The sequence below is a fragment of the Sphingomonas trueperi genome (genome assembly GCF_040545965.1).
GTDB classification, from domain to species: Bacteria; Pseudomonadota; Alphaproteobacteria; order Sphingomonadales; family Sphingomonadaceae; genus Sphingomonas; species Sphingomonas trueperi_C.
On sequence record NZ_JBEPMV010000004.1, the window covers coordinates 439,311 to 454,300 of the forward strand.

The following is a 14,990-nucleotide window of genomic DNA, read 5'->3' on the forward strand; positions in this document are numbered from 1 at the left end:
CTACGCTCCGCCAAACCGGCCTTCAAGGCCGCGCCTGGCCGGTACCGAGCACCAGCCACTTATACGTGGTGAGCCCCTCCAGCGCCACGGGCCCGCGGGCGTGGAGACGGCCGGTGGAGATGCCGATCTCGGCGCCCAGCCCGAACTCGCCGCCATCGGCGAACTGGGTGGAGGCGTTCCACATCACGATCGCGCTGTCGACGCCGTTCAGGAACCGCGTCGCCGTGTCGGCATCCTCGGTAATGATCGCGTCGGTGTGGTGCGAGCTGTGCGCGGCGATGTGGGCCAGCGCGCCCGCTACGCCGTCTACCAGCTTCACCGAAAGGATCGCCTCGAGATATTCGGTGTCCCAATCTTCGTCGGTCGCGGGCTGCACGCGCGCGTCGAGTGCCTGCACTTCGGCATCCCCGCGCAGTTCGCAACCGGCATCGGCCAGCGCCGCGAGGATTGGCTTCGGGTCGGAGAAGCCGCGGTCGATCAGCAGCGTCTCGGTCGCGCCGCAGATGCCGGTGCGACGCATCTTGGCGTTGACCGCGAGCGCCTGGGCCATCGCCGGATCGGCGGCGCGATCGACATAGCTGTGGTTGATCCCGTCGAGATGGGCGAGCACCGGCACGCGCGCCTCGGCCTGCACCCGCGCGACGAGGCTCTTGCCGCCGCGCGGCACGACCATGTCGATCAGCCCCTCGGCCGTCAGCATCGCGCCGACCGCGGCGCGATCGGTCACCGGCACCAGCTGGATCGCGTCGGCGGGCAGGCCTGCCTGGGTTAGCCCCTGGACCAGCGCGGCGTGGATCGCCCGGTTGCTGCGGATCGCTTCCGAACCGCCGCGCAGGATCGCGGCGTTGCCCGACATCAGGCACAGGGCGCCAGCGTCCGCAGTGACGTTGGGACGGCTCTCGTAGATGATGCCGATCACGCCGATCGGCACGCGGACGCGCTTGAGCACCAGGCCGTTGGGCCGGGTCCGCTCGTCGAGCGTGCTGCCAACCGGATCCTCCAGCCCGGCCACCGCCTCGATGCCGGCGGCCATGCCCTCGATCCGCTTGGCGTCGAGCAGCAGCCGGTCGAGCATCGCGTCGGACAGGCCATTCGCCTTGCCGGCGGCCATGTCCTCGGCATTGGCGGCGAGAATCGCGTCCTGCGATGCGCGGATCGCGGCGGCGGCAGCCCGCAAGCCCTCCGCCTTGGCCGGGCTTGGCAACGCCGCCAGCACCGTGGCGGCGGCGCGGGCGCGGCGGCCCATGTCGGCGATCAGCATCTGGGTGTCGGGCGTGTCGATATCGGCCATGCTGCGGATGCTAGCATGCGCGTGGCGAAGCTGATAGCCTCAGGGCCCATGGGGGAATTCGACGCAGCCGGCGAACTGGTGATGGGGGGCATGCTCGGCCGTGCGGTGGAGCCGCATGCCGGGGAAAGCCATGGGCATGGACATCACGGCACGATCTGCCTGAATTGCGGGACCGCGCTGATCGGCCCGCATTGTCACGAATGCGGGCAATCGGGGCATGTCCACCGCTCGCTGGGCGCGATCGGGCACGAGCTGCTCCACGGCGTCGCGCATTTCGAAGGCAAGATGTGGCGCACGCTGCCGCTGCTCGCCTGGCGGCCGGGCGACCTGACCCGCCGCTACATCGCCGGCGAGCGCGCGCGCTTCGTCTCGCCGATGGCGATGTTCCTGTTCTCGATCTTCACGATGTTCGCGATCTTCCAGATCCTGGGCATCTCGACGCCGACCGATCTGGAGGCGCCGACGGCGCGGCCGACCGCGGCGCTTCAGCGCGCGCTGAAGCATAGCGAGGAGGGACGCGCCAAGGATGTCGCCAAGCGGGACAAGCTTGCCGCCGACGACAGCGATCGCGCCGAGCTGGACCGGGATATCGCCAAGGCGGATCGCGAGATTGCCGCGATCAAGGCGGCCACCGCACAGATCGCACCGGTCGAAGCTGTTGCCGGCGACGACGACGTCATCAAGCACGTCAATACCGGCTGGTACACGCTCGATCACGGCGTCGAGAAGTGGCAGAAGAACCCGTCGCTGATGCTCTACAAGCTCCAATCGAGCATCTACAAGTTCTCATGGCTGCTGATCCCGCTGTCGATTCCATTCGTGTGGCTGCTGTTCTTCTGGAAACGCCAGTACAAGCTGTACGACCATGCGGTGTTCGTTACCTACTCGATCGCGGCGATGTCGATGCTGTTTATCGTCATCACGCTCGGGAGCGCGGTGCATGTCTCGAGCAACATCCTCGCCACCCTGGCCTTCGTGGTGCCGCCGGTGCACATCTGCCGCCAGCTGAAACAAGCCTATGGCCTGCGCTGGTGGTCGGCGATTCTGCGCACCGGCGTGCTGCTGTGGTTCATCACGATCATCGCCACGCTGTTCCTGCTGATCCTCGCGCTGCTCGGCATCATGGGCTGATTCGGCAGATCACGGAAACCCGTGCATCTGCCGCCCCATCGGCATCATATTGTGGTCGAGGTGCCCCAGGATCCACACCGATCCGCCGATCAGCAGCAGCACGACCAGCGTGCCGAAGGCGAGCGCCAGCACATTGTTGGTGTTGTCCGGCCCGGTGGTCACGTGGAGGAAGAAGACGAGGTGGATGCCCATCTGCGCGATGGCGAGCACCACCAGCGCCATCGGGATCGCGGGCCGCCAGACTAAAGGCAGGTTGATCATCGCGAACGCCGCCGCGGTTAGCAGCGCGGCGAGGCCCAGCCCCACCACATAGCCGCTGGTGCCGCCGGCGAATTCCTCGCCCTCGGCGGCTTCGTCGCCTGGGGCGGTATCGCCGCTGTCGGTTTCGCGCTCGCTCATGGCGCCACTCCCATCAGATAGACCATGGTGAAGATGCCGACCCAGACGATGTCGAGCGCGTGCCAGAACAGGTTGAAGCACATCAGCCGGCGCTGGATCTGCGGCTGGAAGCCCTTCACCCAGAGCTGCGCCATCATCGTGCCGAGCCAGAGCAGTCCCACCGCGATGTGCAGCCCGTGCAAGCCCACCAGCCCGTAAAAGGCCGACAGGAATGCGCTGCGTTGCGGCCCCGCGCCCTTGCCGATCATCTCGGCGAACTCGCTCAGCTCCAGCCCGAGGAACACCGCACCGAGCAGCCCGGTGGCGAGCAGCCAAAGCTGCGCGGGCAGCAGCTTCCGCTTTTCCGCCGCCACGCCGGCCAGCCCGCAGGTGAAGCTGGAGAGGAGCAGCGCCGCCGTCTCCATCGCCACGCGCCCCTGACCGAACAGTTCGTGTGGGGAAGGCCCACCGGCGGTCTGCTTGGCGAGCACCGCATAGGCGGCGAAGAAGCCCGAGAAGAGGATGATGTCGCTGAGCAGGTAGATCCAGAAGCCATAGCCCACCGTTGTGCGCTTGCTCGCCGGGCCACCTTCGCCGCGGCCGGTGTTGCTGTCGCCCCCGCCGCCGCGGCCGATGCGATAGGGATCCTGTGCCTTGGCGCTCATGCCGGCTGCTCCGGATTTTCCTGCAGCCACTTGTGGCGCGCGGCGCGACGGGCGCGATCGATCCGCGCGACCTCCTCGACCGGGATTTCCTTCTCCTCCTGGTCACGCCAGGCGAAGACGACGAAGGTGGCATAGGCGCCGACAAAGCCGAGCGCTGCCAGCCACCAGATCATCCAGATCATCGCGAAGCCGATCAGCGTGGCGAAGAAGGCGGTGACGATGCCGGTCGCGCTGTTGCGCGGCATCTCGATCGCCTCATACTTGGGCTCGTCGGCTAGGCCCTGGCTTTCGATCGCCTGGCGCTTGATCGTCCAATAGGGCTCCTCGCCGTGTACCTTCGGCAGCACCGCGAAGTTGAACGCCGGCGGCGGCGAGCTCGTCGCCCATTCGAGCGAGCGGCCGTCCCAGGGATCGCCGGTTTCGTCGCGCAACTGATCGCGATTGCGGATGCTGACGACGATCTGGAGGATCTGCGAGGCGACGCCGAGGATCATCACCCCGATCCCCACCACCGAGACGTAGAGCCACGGCGCCCATTCGGTGAAGTCGATATGCTGCAGCCGCCGGGTCATCCCCTCCAGGCCCAGCACATAGAGCGCTCCGAACACGATCAGGAAGCCGGCGAGAGTGAACCAGAAGGCCATCTTCCCCCAGAACTCGTCGAGCCGGAAGCCGAACGCCTTGGGGAACCAGTAGGTGATGCCGGCAAAGGCGCCGAAGATCACGCCCGAGTTGATCACGTTGTGGAAGTGCGCGACCAGGAACATCGAGTTGTGCAGCATGAAGTCGGCCGGCGGCACGGCGAGCAGCACGCCGGTCATGCCGCCGATGACGAAGGTCATCATGAAGGCGAGGGACCACAGCATCGGCGTCGGGAAGCGCAGGCGGCCGCCATACATGGTGAACAGCCAGTTGTAGATCTTCACCCCGGTGCCGACCGCGATGATGCTGGTGGCGATGCCGAAGGCGGCGTTGACGTCCGCCCCCGCCCCCATGGTGAAGAAATGGTGCAGCCACACCGTGAAGGACACCACGACGATGAACAGCGTCGCCGCGACCATCGAGCGATAGCCGAACAGCGGCTTGGACGAGAAGGTGGAGAAGATCTCGGAGAAGATGCCGAAGGCCGGCAGGATGAGAATGTAGACCTCCGGATGCCCCCAGGCCCAGATGAGGTTGACGAACATCATCATGTTGCCGCCGGCTTCATTGGTGAAGAAGTGGAAGCCGAGGTAGCGGTCCAGCGTCAGCATCGCGAGCGTGGCGGTGAGGATCGGGAAGGCCGCGACGATCAGCATGTTGGCGCCGAGCGCGGTCCAGCAGAACATCGGCATCCGCAGATAGCCCATGCCCGGTGCACGCAGCTTGAGGATCGTCGTCACCAGATTGATGCCGGACATCAGCGTGCCGACGCCCGAGATCTGGATCGCCCAGACATAGTAATCGACGCCGACGCCGGGCGAGTAGGTCGTCTCGCTCAAAGGGGCATAAGGCAGCCAGCCGGTGCGCGCGAACTCGCCGATCACCAGGCTCATGTTGACCAGCAGCGCGCCCGAGGCGGTGAGCCAGAAGCTCGTCGAGTTGAGCGTGGGGAAGGCGACGTCGCGCACGCCGAGTTGGAGCGGCACGACGAAGTTCATCAACCCAATGACCACCGGCATCGCGCCGAAGAAGATCATGATCGTGCCGTGCGCGGAGAAGATCTGGTCGTAATGCTCGGGCGGCAGATAGCCCTGGGCATGCCCGATTGCGCTCGCCTGCTGGGTGCGCATCATGATCGCGTCGACAAAACCGCGCAGCAGCATGACGAGGCCGAGCAGCACGTACATCACCCCGATCCGCTTGTGATCGACCGAGGTGATCCATTCCTTCCCCAGATAGGGCCAATGCCCCTTCACCGTGATCCAGCCGAGCACCGCGAGCAGCGCGAGGCCCACCCCGCCCGCGGCGATCAGCGGGACCGGCTGGCTGAACGGAATTGCGGACCAGGTGAGCTTACCGAGCATCGTCACTCCGCCGTTCCGAGGGAAATCTGGGGTTGGCCATCGCGGCCCTGGTTCGGGCCGGGGGCGGGCGGGAGGTGTTGCGCGACAATCATGTCAAACAGGCCCGGCTGCACCGCGCCCCAGTGCTTGGCGGGCTCATGCTGGCTCTGGCGGGCGAGCACGCGATAGGCGGGTCCGTCGAGCAAGCCGCCCGCCGCCTTCACGCCGGTCACCCAGCGGGTGAAGTCCGCGACCGGCACCGCCTGCAGCCGGAAGTTCATGTCCGAAAAGCCGTCGCCGCTATAATGCGCGCTTTGGCCGTAATAGCTGTCGGGCCGGTCGGCCTGGAGGTGCAGAGTCGTCGCCATGCCGTTCATCGTGTAGATCTGGCTGCCCAGCCGCGGCACGAAGAAGCTGTTCATCACGCTGGCCGAGGTGAGGCGAAAGCGGATCGGCACGCCCGCGGGCACCACTGCGCCGTTCAGCGTCGCGATGCCCTGCGCGGGATAGACGAACAGCCATTTCCAATCGAGCGACACCACCTGCACTTCCAGCGGCGGCGTCTTTTCCGCGAGCGGCTTGGCAGGATCGAGCGCGTGGCTGCCGATCCAGATCAACCCGCTGAGGAACAGGATGGTCAGCAGCGGAATCGACCAGACGATCAGCTCGATCCGCCCCGAATAGACGAATTCCGGCCGATACTTGGCCTTGCCGTTGCCTGCACGGAACCACCAAGCGAAGACCAGCGTGGCGATCATCGTGGGGACCACGATCGCCAGCATGATCACCAGCGAATCGAGCAGGATGGTGCGATTGTTCGCGCCGATCGGCCCGCCCGGGCGCAGGATGCTCGCACCGCTGCAGCCGCCGAGCAGCAGCAACAGCGGGAGAAGACGCGCGCCGCGCTCAGGCATGTTCGGCCTCGGCGAGCCATTCGTGTGGCGATCGCTGGCTGATGGCGGCGATATCGGCACCCATGCTCTGCGCGATGATCTCCAGCGCCCAGCGGCCACGATCGTCGTCCTGCGTCGCCACCGCGTCCTCGGGCACCCACAGCGCATAATCGCGCATGTGCGCGTCGCCGGCGGTGAACAGCACGCAGATGTCGGTGGCGACCCCGGTCAGCACCAGCCGCCGCACGCCCAGCTTGGGCAGCAGCACCGGCAGGTTGGTCGCGTAGAAGCCGGAGAATTGGGGTTTCAGGACGAAATAGTCGCAGTCGCGCGGCTTGAGCTTCGCCAGACCGTCCGGCGCGCCGTCGAACGCCTGTTCGATCAGCCGCGACTTCTCCGAATGCCATTCGCCGAAATTATCGTTGACGTAGACCGTCGGCAGATCGGCGGCATCGAACGCATCACGCAGCTGGAGGATCGGCCCCGCGATCGCCTCGGCGCGCGCGCGCAGCTCCTCGCCGCCCTCAAAGTCGAAGGTATTGATCATGTCGATGATCAACAGCGCGGCGGTGGCGCCGTCCTGATCGCGCGCAGGTGCAGTGGCGCCCGTTTCCGGTTCTTCCACGGTCTTGCCCCTTTGCGGTCGCGTCAGGGCTGGCCGCGATCGAGCGTGTCGCTGGGATGGGCGGCATCGCCCTCCCGCTGATGCTCGGTCGAGATATTGGGCCGCGGCTGCGTGCTGGTGCCGCCCGCCTCGTCTTTCTCGCCCGGTTCGGTCGAGAGGTTGGGGCGGGGCTGGGTGCGGGTCTGGTCTTCGGGATCGGGCATCGCGCTTCTCCTGATGCGCGGGCCAACGACACGCAGCGGCGGCTGTTCCGTCCGATTTCAGCCTTTCCGGCGATTCATAACCTGAAGCAGTGCAGCAATCAGCGACAGGCCACCGCCGAGCAGCGCCACGCCGGTCCAACCGCCCATCCCCCAGGCCAGCGTCGCGGTGGCGGAGCCGGCGGAGGCACCGAGAAACATCGAGCCCATCAGCACGGTGTTGAGCCGCGCCCGCGCCTCGGGCCGCAACGCGAAGATGATGTGCTGGTTGGAAACGAGCGCGCTCTGCACTGCAAAGTCGAGCACGACCACGCCGATCACCAGCGCGGCGATGCTGACCCAGAGGCCGAACAGCAGCCAGCTCGCCACCGCCAGCAACGCGCCGATCAGCACCACCAAATGCGGGCCGCGCTTGTCGGCGATGCGGCCCGCCAGCGGCGCACCGAGGATGCCTGCCGCACCAACGATGCCGAACAACCCGGCGACATCGGCACCAAGGTTGAAGCGCGGCGTCTGGAGGTAGAGCGCGAGGATGGTCCAGAACGCCGTGAAGCCCGCGAACAGCAGCGCCTGGGTGATCGCCGCCAGCCGCAGCGCGGGAAATTCGCGCCACAGGCTTCCCAGCGATCCGAGCAGCGCGCCATAGCCGAGCGTCGCCTCGGGCTCGCTCCGCGGCAGCCGCCACGCCATTACCGCCGCGGTGCCCAGCGCCAGCGGCACGCCCAGCCAGAACATTTCGCGCCAGCCGAAGTGCGTGCCGACAAAGCCCGACAGCGTCCGGCTGAGCAGGATTCCGCAGAGCAGCCCGGCCATCACCGTGCCCACCGTCTGCCCGCGCCGCGCCGGCTCAGCGAGGTGGGCGGCGAAGGGCACGATCTGCTGCGCCACGCTCGCCGCCGCTCCCACCAGCAGCGACGCGCCGATCAGCATCCAGGCATCGGGCGCCAGTGCCGCGCCGACCAGCGCCGCCGCCAGCACCAGGAACTGGAGGATGATCAGCCGCTTGCGCTCGTGCAGGTCGCCCAGTGGCACGAGCAGGAACAGGCCGGCCGCATAGCCGAGCTGGGTCGCGGTCGGCACCAGCCCCGCGGGCTGGCCGGGCAGGTCGCGCTCGATGATGCCCAGCATCGGCTGGTTGTAATAGATATTGGCGACCGCGATGCCCGCCGCCGCCGCCATGGCGAAGGTCAGGCCGCGGCCGAGCCGGGCGGTAGGTTGGGGGGCATGCAAGACGGCGACTCCTCGGGCGTTGGGTCGCACAGATAGGAAGCGCTTGGTCCGGTTGTTACTGTCCGATGGTTTGTGGACCGCCATCCTCCAGCAGATTGGTCTCGGCCATCGCGTTGTCCGGCTCGTCGACATGGCCGTCCGGATCGACATGGATCAGGATTTCGGTGTCGGGGAACGCCTCGCCCAGCGCGCCTTCCAGCCGCTCGACCACGTCATGCGCCTCGGCGATCGTCATACAGGCGCGCATGGCGACATGGAACTGCACGAAATCGCGGTTGCCGCTGGTGCGGGTGCGCAGGTCGTGCAGGCTCTTGAGCTCGGGATGCGTGGCCGCGATCTCGACGAAGCGGCGGCGCTTCTCCTCGGGCCATTCGCGGTCCATCAGCTGGTCGATCGCCGCGACCGAGGCCCGCCACGCGCCCCAGAGCAGCCAAAAGGCAATGGCAATGCCGAACACCGGGTCGGCGCCGGTGAGGCCGAGATAGCTCTCGCATACCAGCGCGCCGATCACCGCGGCGTTGAGGTAGAGGTCCGAGCTGTAATGGATGCTGTCGGTGGTGATCGCGATCGAGCCGGTCTGGCGGATCACCGAACGCTGATACTGGGTGAGCGCAAGCGTCACGACGATCGCGATCACCGAGACGACGATGCCCGCCTCCGGATCGGCGCTCAGCTGGTTCTGCATCAACCGCTGCACCGCGCGCAGCAGGATGGCGAAGCCGGAGATGGCGATGATCACCACCTGGAACAGTGCCGCCAGCGCCTCGGCCTTGCCATGGCCGAAGCGGTGCTCGTCGTCCGCCGGCTGCGACGCCCAGTGCACCCCGCCGAGCGTCACCAGCGACGCGACGAGGTCGAGCCCCGAATCGGCAAGGCTGGCGAGCACCGCGACGGACCCCGTCTTCACCGCTGCATAGGATTTGAGCGCGCCCAGGAAGAGCGCGCTGCACACGCTGGCGATCGCCGCGCGGCGGGCGAGATTGCTCATGGGTAGAGCATGCCTTCAGCCCAGCCTTCGCCGGCGCGGGTAAACACCCGGCGCTCGTGGAGGCGATGCTCGCGGTCGAGCCAGAATTCGATCCGCTCGGGCGTCACGCGATAGCCGCCCCAGTGCGGCGGACGCGGCACCGGCTGACCCTCGAAACGCGCCTGCGCCTCGGCGAAGCGCGCCTCGAAGGTGGCGCGGCTGTCGAGCGGGCGCGACTGGTCCGAGGCCCAGGCGCCGAGCTGCGAATCGCGGCTGCGGCTGGCGAAATAGGCGTCCGACTCCGCATCGCTGGCGAAGGCGATCGGCCCTTCGATGCGGATCTGGCGGCGCAGCGACTTCCAGTGGAAGAGCAGCGCCACATGCGGGTTGGCGGCAAGATCACCCGCCTTGCGGCTCTCGCGGTTGGTGTAGAAGACGAAGCCGCGCTCGTCATAACCCTTGAGCAGCACCATCCGCACCGATGGGTGCCCCTGTGCGTCCGCCGTGGCCAGCGCCACCGCGTTGGAATCGTTGGGTTCGGTAGACCGCGCCTCGGTGTACCAAGTGTGGAAAAGCGCGAAGGGATCGGTGCTCATGGGGTCTGCCTCTACAGCCTAAACGCCGCCGTTGCGATGGGCGGAACAGACTGAACTTTGGGGAATTGAATCGGGCCTGCAACGAGGAGACTTCCGCATGGCCGCGCGCGCCTATTGGCAGGGACAGATACGGCTGGCCCTCGTTTCGATTCCCGTCGAGATCTACACCGCCACCAAGTCCGGCGCGCAGATCGCGTTCCACCAGATCCACGAGCCGAGCGGCCAGCGGATCAAGTACGAGAAGGTCGCCCCCGGCGTCGGCGCGGTCGAGCCGGACGAGATCGTGAAGGGTTATGAGGTCGAGAAGGGCGAGTATGTCCTGCTCGAGCAGGACGAGATAGACGCGGTGAAGCTCGAATCGCGCAAGACGCTGGAGCTGACCCAGTTCGTCGACGCCGACGAGATCGACGTGCTCTATTATGAACGCCCCTATTTCGTCGTGCCGGCGGACGACCTCGCCGAGGAAGCGTTCATCGTGCTCCGCGAGGCGCTGCGGCGGGCGCGCAAGGTGGGGCTCGGCCAGCTCGCGATGCGCGGCCGCGAATATGTGGTGAGCCTCAAGCCCTGCGGGCGGGGCATGATCCTCGAAACCCTGCGCTATGCCGACGAGGTGCAGAAGGCGCAGGGCTATTTCCGTGAGATCCCGGACAGCGAGCCGGACCCCGAGCTGCTCGATCTGGCCCAGACGCTGATCGAGAAGAAGGCGAGCAAGTTCGATCCCAAGGGATTTCACGATCGCTATGTCGATGCGCTGCGCGACCTGATCGAAAAGAAGAAAAAGGCCAAGGGCGCCAAGATCCTCGAGGATCCGGACAAGCCAGAGAGCCGCGGATCGAACGTGGTGGACCTGATGGCGGCGCTGAAGAAGTCGCTGAACACCGGCGACACCAAGGCGGCACCCAAGGCGAAGGCGCCGGCGAAGAAGGCACCGGCCAAGAAACCGGCGGCGAAGAAGCGTGCCTGAGCCCGACAGCCTCGCCCGCTACAACGCCAAGCGCGACTTCGCCAAGACCGCAGAGCCCGCGGGCAAGGTCGCCAAGGGCAGCGGCAACCGCTTCATTGTTCAAAAGCATGACGCGACCCGGCTGCACTGGGACTTCCGGCTGGAAGTGGATGGCGTGCTGAAGAGCTGGGCGGTGACGCGCGGGCCCAGCCTCGATCCCGACGAGAAACGGCTGGCGGTGCGCACAGAAGACCATCCGCTCTCCTATGCCGATTTCGAGGGGACCATCCCCAAGGGCGAATATGGTGGCGGCACGGTGATGCTGTGGGACACCGGCACCTGGGAGCCAATCCCGGGCAAGAGCGCCAAGGATCTGGAGAAGGGCCATCTCCATTTCGTGCTGCACGGCGAGCGGATGCAGGGCGAATGGCTGCTGATCCGGCTGAAACCCCGCGGCAAGGAAAAGGCCGAGAACTGGCTGCTCCGCAAGATCAACGACGAGCATGCCGGCGCCACGGACGAACTGGTCGAGGCTGGGCTGACCAGCGTCACCACTGGCCGCACGATGCAGGAGATTGCCGAGGGGAAGAAGCCCCACAAGGTCTCCAAGCCCGCCGCCAAGCCAGGGAAAGCGGTCGCGGCGTCCAAGAAAAGCGGAAAGAAAGCGGGCACATCAAAGCTACCGCCCTTCCAATCCCCGCAGCTCGCCACGCTGGTCGATACCGTCCCCACCGGCAACCAGTGGCTCCACGAGATCAAATATGACGGCTATCGCGCGCTGATCGCCACCGGCAACGGTGGGCCCAAGATCTACACCCGCTCCGGCCTCGACTGGACCGCGAAATTCCCCGGCATCGCCGAGGCGGCCGCCACCCTGCCGCCGGGTGCGCTGATCGACGGCGAGATCGTCGCGATGAAAGGCGACAAGCCCGATTTCTCCACGCTGCAGGAGGCGATCTCGGCGGGCGGCGAGGGTCTGCTCTGCTTTGCCTTCGACCTGCTCGCCGAGGGCGGCGAGGACCTGACCGCCCTCCCGCAGATCGACCGCAAGGAACGGCTGCGCGCGCTGCTCGACGGCGCCGACGATCGCATACGCTTCTCCGAACACATCATCGGCCAGGGCGAGAAGCTGTTCGAGAGCATGTGCCGCGAAGGCTTCGAAGGCGTCGTCTCGAAGCGTGCCGACGCGCCCTATCGCGGCACGCGCAGCAAGGCGTGGCTCAAGATCAAGTGCACGCACCGGCAAGAGTTCGTGATCCTCGGCTGGACCGCCTCCAGCGCCAAGGGTCGCGGCTTCAAGTCGCTGCTGCTCGGGCTGAACGGACCCGACGGACTCGTCTATGCCGGCAAGGTCGGCACCGGGTTCAACACCGAGACGCTGCTCTCGGTGCGCGAACGCCTAGACGCCCTCACCACCGAGAAGCCTGCCGCGAAGGTCCCCCGCCCGGAGGCACGCGGCGCGCATTGGGTGAGGCCCGAGTTGGTCGCCGAGATCGCCTTTGCCGAGTTCACTGCCGAGAAGGTCGTCCGCCATGCGAGCTTCCTGGGCCTCCGCGAGGACAAGACAGCCGACGCCGTCGTCGCCGAGGAGCCGGCCGCGCTCCCCGACGCCGCGCCGTCCTCGATCAAAATCAGCAGCCGCGATCGCGTGATCTTTCCCGAATCGAAACTGACCAAGGGCGACCTCGCCGACTATTACGCGGCGGTCGCCCCCATCGCCCTGCCTTGGCTCGCCGAGCGGCCGATCAGCCTGGTCCGCTGTCCGCAGGGCCGCGCCAAGCAATGCTTCTTCCAGAAGCACGATGCCGGCAGCTTCGGCGAGCAGGTCCACCATGTCGACATCCGCGAGAAGGACGGATCGACCGAGCCCTATCTTTACGTCTCCGATGCCGACGGCATGCTCGCCTGTGTGCAGATGGGCACGATCGAATTCCATGGCTGGGGCTCGCGCGTCGCCGATGTCGAGAAGCCCGATCGGCTGGTGTTCGACCTCGATCCCGACGAGGGCCTCGATTTTGAGGTGGTCAAGAAGGCGGCCGAGCATCTGAAGGAGCAGCTCGCCGAGATCGGGCTCACCAGCTGGCCGATGCTCTCCGGCGGCAAGGGGGTGCACGTGGTGGTGCCGCTGGTGCCGCAGGCGGAATGGCCGGCGGCGAAGAGCTTCTGCGAGCGCTTCGCCCGCGCGCTCGCCCAAGCCGAGCCCGAGCGCTTCACCGCCAATCTAAAAAAGGCAAATCGTGTCGGGCGCATCTTCATCGACTATCTGCGCAACCAGCGCGGCGCGACGGCGGTGCTCCCCTATGTTGCCCGCGCACGCGCGAACGCGCCGGTTGCAACCCCGGTCACCTGGACCGAGCTCAGGACGATCGACAGCGCCCACGCCTTCACCATTCAGGACGCCGCCGCGCTGATCGAACGCGCGGGCAGCCGGGCGCTGCGGGGCTGGGGCACCGCCGACCAGACGCTCCCAGATCTGTAACCGCTTCGTCACGAGACTTTCGCACGACCGGCCTAGCGGGCCTGCGGGAAGGCAGGTCCGTGCGCACAGCTTCGTCCGAGATCATTCGCTGGGTGGCACGCCATGTGGTGCCGCAGGAGCCGCAGGTGCGCGGTGCGCTGCGCCGTGCCGGCGTTGCCGAAGCCGACATCGACGATCTGATCCAGGAAGCCTATTGCCGCTTCGCCGCGATGGACAGCATCGCCCATGTCGATCGGCCCGGCGCCTATTTCATGCAGGTGGTGAAGAACCTCTGGCGCGACCAGTTGCGCCGCGCGCGCGTGGTTCGCTTTGAAGAAATTACGGAAATCGCGCAGTGGCTCGTCGAGGCAGAGGAACTGGGCGTGGAAGCGGCGGTGGCGGCGCGCGAGCAGGTGCGGATGGTGGAGCGATTGCTCGCCGATCTGCCCGAGCGGTGCCGGACGATCTTCACGCTCAAGCGGGTCGAAGGGCTGCCGCAACGAGAGATTGCGCGGCGGCTCGGGGTAAGTGAAAGCATCGTCGAGAACGACGTGCAGAAGGCGCTGCGGCGCATCCAGCACGCGGTACGGACCGAGCGGTTCGAGAAGGAAGATCAAGGCGTTGGCGAACCGCGGCGACACCGCATCCCGGCTTGAAGACGAGGCTGCCCGCTGGGCGGCCCGTATCGACGCATCGCCCGACATCGCCCCGCCCGGCCTCGATCGCTGGTTGTGTGCCGATCCTGCCCATGCCGGCGCGCTGCTGCGGGCGCAGGCGACGCTGGTGATGCTGGGGGCCGCGGTGCCCGAAACGCTGGTGGCGGAAGATCCCGCCCGCTCCCGCCGGTTCTGGTGGCTGGGCGGGGCAAGCGCCACCCTGGCCGCCGCGCTCGTCGCCGCCGCGCTGCTGCTGCCCTCCCGCGGCGAGGCGATCCGCACCAGCATCGGCGAGGTGCGATCGGTGGCGCTGCAGGACGGCTCCTCGCTCGCGGTCGACGCACGCAGCGACCTCGTCACCCGCATCGGCAGCACCGCCCGCACCGTCGCGCTCCATGACGGCAAGGCGCTGTTCCGCGTCCGCCACGATGCCGCAGCACCGTTCCGCGTTACGGTCGGCGAGGTGACGATCACCGATATCGGCACCGTGTTCCAGGTCGATGCCGATCGCGACAGCGGCACGGTGGACGTGCTGGTGAGCGAAGGCGTGGTCGAGGTCGCCGCCGCCGGGCGCACACTGCGCCTCGCCGCGGGCCAGCGTGCGCGCTTCGCGATCGACGGCACCGCGCCCGCCAAGGTCGAGCATGTCGACGCCCCCGGCATCGAACGCGCGCTCGGCTGGACCAGCGGCCGGCTCGATCTCGACGGCGAGACGCTGGGCGAGGCCGTCGCCGAGCTCAACCGCCACAACCAGCTACAGATCACGCTCGCCAGCCCGGCGCTTGCTCGCGAGAAGCTGTACGGTGCCTTCCGCATCGACGATCCCGCCGGCTTCGCGCAGAGCGCCGCGATCGGCCTCGGCACCCAGGCGCGTTTCGGCCCGGACGCGATCCTCCTCGGTACCCCCGGAAAAAAGTAGCGCGCGGTTAAGGAAATCGCCGCCCCCGCCGTCGGGCAATCGAGAACCGCGCC

The 14,990-nt window shown here is 67.2% G+C and carries 15 protein-coding genes; 5 read left to right on the top strand and 10 right to left on the bottom strand.

The annotated features are described in order from the left end of the window. Positions 1-22: 22 nt before the first annotated feature. On the bottom strand, positions 23-1,291 hold the full coding sequence (locus ABIC35_RS13570) for a glutamate-5-semialdehyde dehydrogenase (protein ID WP_121072604.1): 1,269 nt from the start codon (positions 1,289-1,291) through the stop codon (positions 23-25). A 48-nt stretch (positions 1,292-1,339) separates the two neighbouring features. On the opposite strand from ABIC35_RS13570, the gene ABIC35_RS13575 reads away from it, so the two are divergent. Further along, positions 1,340-2,422 (top strand): DUF3667 domain-containing protein, encoded by a 1,083-nt coding sequence (locus tag ABIC35_RS13575; protein ID WP_121072606.1) that lies wholly within the window; start codon positions 1,340-1,342, stop codon positions 2,420-2,422. Between the two features lie 9 nt (positions 2,423-2,431). On the opposite strand, the gene cyoD is transcribed toward ABIC35_RS13575, so the two are convergent. The 9 genes from cyoD to pdxH are packed head-to-tail and all read right to left on the bottom strand — an operon-like array spanning position 2,432 to position 9,961. Next, positions 2,432-2,821, bottom strand: coding sequence for a cytochrome o ubiquinol oxidase subunit IV (gene cyoD / locus ABIC35_RS13580; protein WP_121072608.1), 390 nt, complete (start codon positions 2,819-2,821; stop codon positions 2,432-2,434). Next, positions 2,818-3,465, bottom strand: coding sequence for a cytochrome o ubiquinol oxidase subunit III (gene cyoC / locus ABIC35_RS13585; protein WP_121072610.1), 648 nt, complete (start codon positions 3,463-3,465; stop codon positions 2,818-2,820). Before cyoC ends, cyoD begins: the two co-directional genes overlap by 4 nt. Next, positions 3,462-5,471, bottom strand: coding sequence for a cbb3-type cytochrome c oxidase subunit I (locus ABIC35_RS13590; RefSeq protein WP_183049268.1), 2,010 nt, complete (start codon positions 5,469-5,471; stop codon positions 3,462-3,464). The genes cyoC and ABIC35_RS13590 overlap by 4 nt, the downstream gene beginning before the upstream one ends. Positions 5,472-5,473: 2 nt before the next feature. After that, positions 5,474-6,364 (bottom strand): ubiquinol oxidase subunit II, encoded by an 891-nt coding sequence (gene cyoA / locus ABIC35_RS13595; RefSeq protein ID WP_121072614.1) that lies wholly within the window; start codon positions 6,362-6,364, stop codon positions 5,474-5,476. After that, positions 6,357-6,968 carry a cysteine hydrolase family protein gene (locus tag ABIC35_RS13600; protein WP_121072616.1) on the bottom strand — a complete coding sequence of 204 codons (612 nt, stop codon included), beginning with the start codon at positions 6,966-6,968 and terminating at the stop codon, positions 6,357-6,359. Before ABIC35_RS13600 ends, cyoA begins: the two co-directional genes overlap by 8 nt. Before the next feature lie 23 nt (positions 6,969-6,991). Beyond that, on the bottom strand, positions 6,992-7,171 hold the full coding sequence (locus ABIC35_RS13605; RefSeq protein WP_121072618.1) for a hypothetical protein: 180 nt from the start codon (positions 7,169-7,171) through the stop codon (positions 6,992-6,994). A 57-nt stretch (positions 7,172-7,228) separates the two neighbouring features. Continuing rightward, positions 7,229-8,398: an MFS transporter gene (locus ABIC35_RS13610; RefSeq protein WP_121072620.1), complete on the bottom strand. Its 1,170-nt coding sequence runs from the start codon at positions 8,396-8,398 to the stop codon at positions 7,229-7,231. 55 nt (positions 8,399-8,453) lie between these two features. Further along, a complete protein-coding gene (locus tag ABIC35_RS13615) occupies positions 8,454-9,386 on the bottom strand; it encodes a cation diffusion facilitator family transporter (RefSeq protein ID WP_121072622.1) in 933 nt (310 codons plus the stop codon). Then, the gene (pdxH, locus tag ABIC35_RS13620; protein WP_121072624.1) at positions 9,383-9,961 is read right to left on the bottom strand and encodes a pyridoxamine 5'-phosphate oxidase; all 579 of its coding nucleotides are present in this window, start codon (positions 9,959-9,961) and stop codon (positions 9,383-9,385) included. Before pdxH ends, ABIC35_RS13615 begins: the two co-directional genes overlap by 4 nt. 97 nt (positions 9,962-10,058) lie before the next feature. On the opposite strand from pdxH, the gene ABIC35_RS13625 reads away from it, so the two are divergent. The 4 genes from ABIC35_RS13625 to ABIC35_RS13640 are packed head-to-tail and all read left to right on the top strand — an operon-like array spanning position 10,059 to position 14,937. Then, the gene (locus tag ABIC35_RS13625) at positions 10,059-10,925 is read left to right on the top strand and encodes a Ku protein (protein ID WP_121072626.1); all 867 of its coding nucleotides are present in this window, start codon (positions 10,059-10,061) and stop codon (positions 10,923-10,925) included. Further along, complete coding sequence (gene ligD / locus ABIC35_RS13630; RefSeq protein ID WP_121072628.1) at positions 10,918-13,383, top strand: DNA ligase D; 2,466 nt, start codon at positions 10,918-10,920, stop codon at positions 13,381-13,383. The genes ABIC35_RS13625 and ligD overlap by 8 nt, the downstream gene beginning before the upstream one ends. Positions 13,384-13,442: 59 nt before the next feature. After that, positions 13,443-14,018, top strand: coding sequence for an RNA polymerase sigma factor (locus ABIC35_RS13635; RefSeq protein ID WP_354278484.1), 576 nt, complete (start codon positions 13,443-13,445; stop codon positions 14,016-14,018). After that, positions 13,984-14,937, top strand: a complete 954-nt coding sequence (locus ABIC35_RS13640) for a FecR family protein (protein ID WP_121072632.1) — start codon at positions 13,984-13,986, stop codon at positions 14,935-14,937. Before ABIC35_RS13635 ends, ABIC35_RS13640 begins: the two co-directional genes overlap by 35 nt. Positions 14,938-14,990 lie beyond the last annotated feature (53 nt).

Bases quoted from the DNA above. Each gene is read 5' to 3' on its own strand.
- cyoC (WP_121072610.1), bottom strand. From the start codon at position 3,465: ATGAGCGCCAAGGCACAGGATCCCTATCGCATCGGCCGCGGCGGCGGG.
- ABIC35_RS13570 (WP_121072604.1), bottom strand. From the start codon at position 1,291: ATGGCCGATATCGACACGCCCGACACCCAGATGCTGATCGCCGACATG.
- ABIC35_RS13615 (WP_121072622.1), bottom strand. From the start codon at position 9,386: ATGAGCAATCTCGCCCGCCGCGCGGCGATCGCCAGCGTGTGCAGCGCG.
- cyoA (WP_121072614.1), bottom strand. From the start codon at position 6,364: ATGCCTGAGCGCGGCGCGCGTCTTCTCCCGCTGTTGCTGCTGCTCGGC.
- ABIC35_RS13590 (WP_183049268.1), bottom strand. From the start codon at position 5,471: ATGCTCGGTAAGCTCACCTGGTCCGCAATTCCGTTCAGCCAGCCGGTC.
- ABIC35_RS13575 (WP_121072606.1), top strand. From the start codon at position 1,340: ATGGGGGAATTCGACGCAGCCGGCGAACTGGTGATGGGGGGCATGCTC.
- pdxH (WP_121072624.1), bottom strand. From the start codon at position 9,961: ATGAGCACCGATCCCTTCGCGCTTTTCCACACTTGGTACACCGAGGCG.
- cyoD (WP_121072608.1), bottom strand. From the start codon at position 2,821: ATGAGCGAGCGCGAAACCGACAGCGGCGATACCGCCCCAGGCGACGAA.
- ABIC35_RS13625 (WP_121072626.1), top strand. From the start codon at position 10,059: ATGGCCGCGCGCGCCTATTGGCAGGGACAGATACGGCTGGCCCTCGTT.
- ABIC35_RS13605 (WP_121072618.1), bottom strand. From the start codon at position 7,171: ATGCCCGATCCCGAAGACCAGACCCGCACCCAGCCCCGCCCCAACCTC.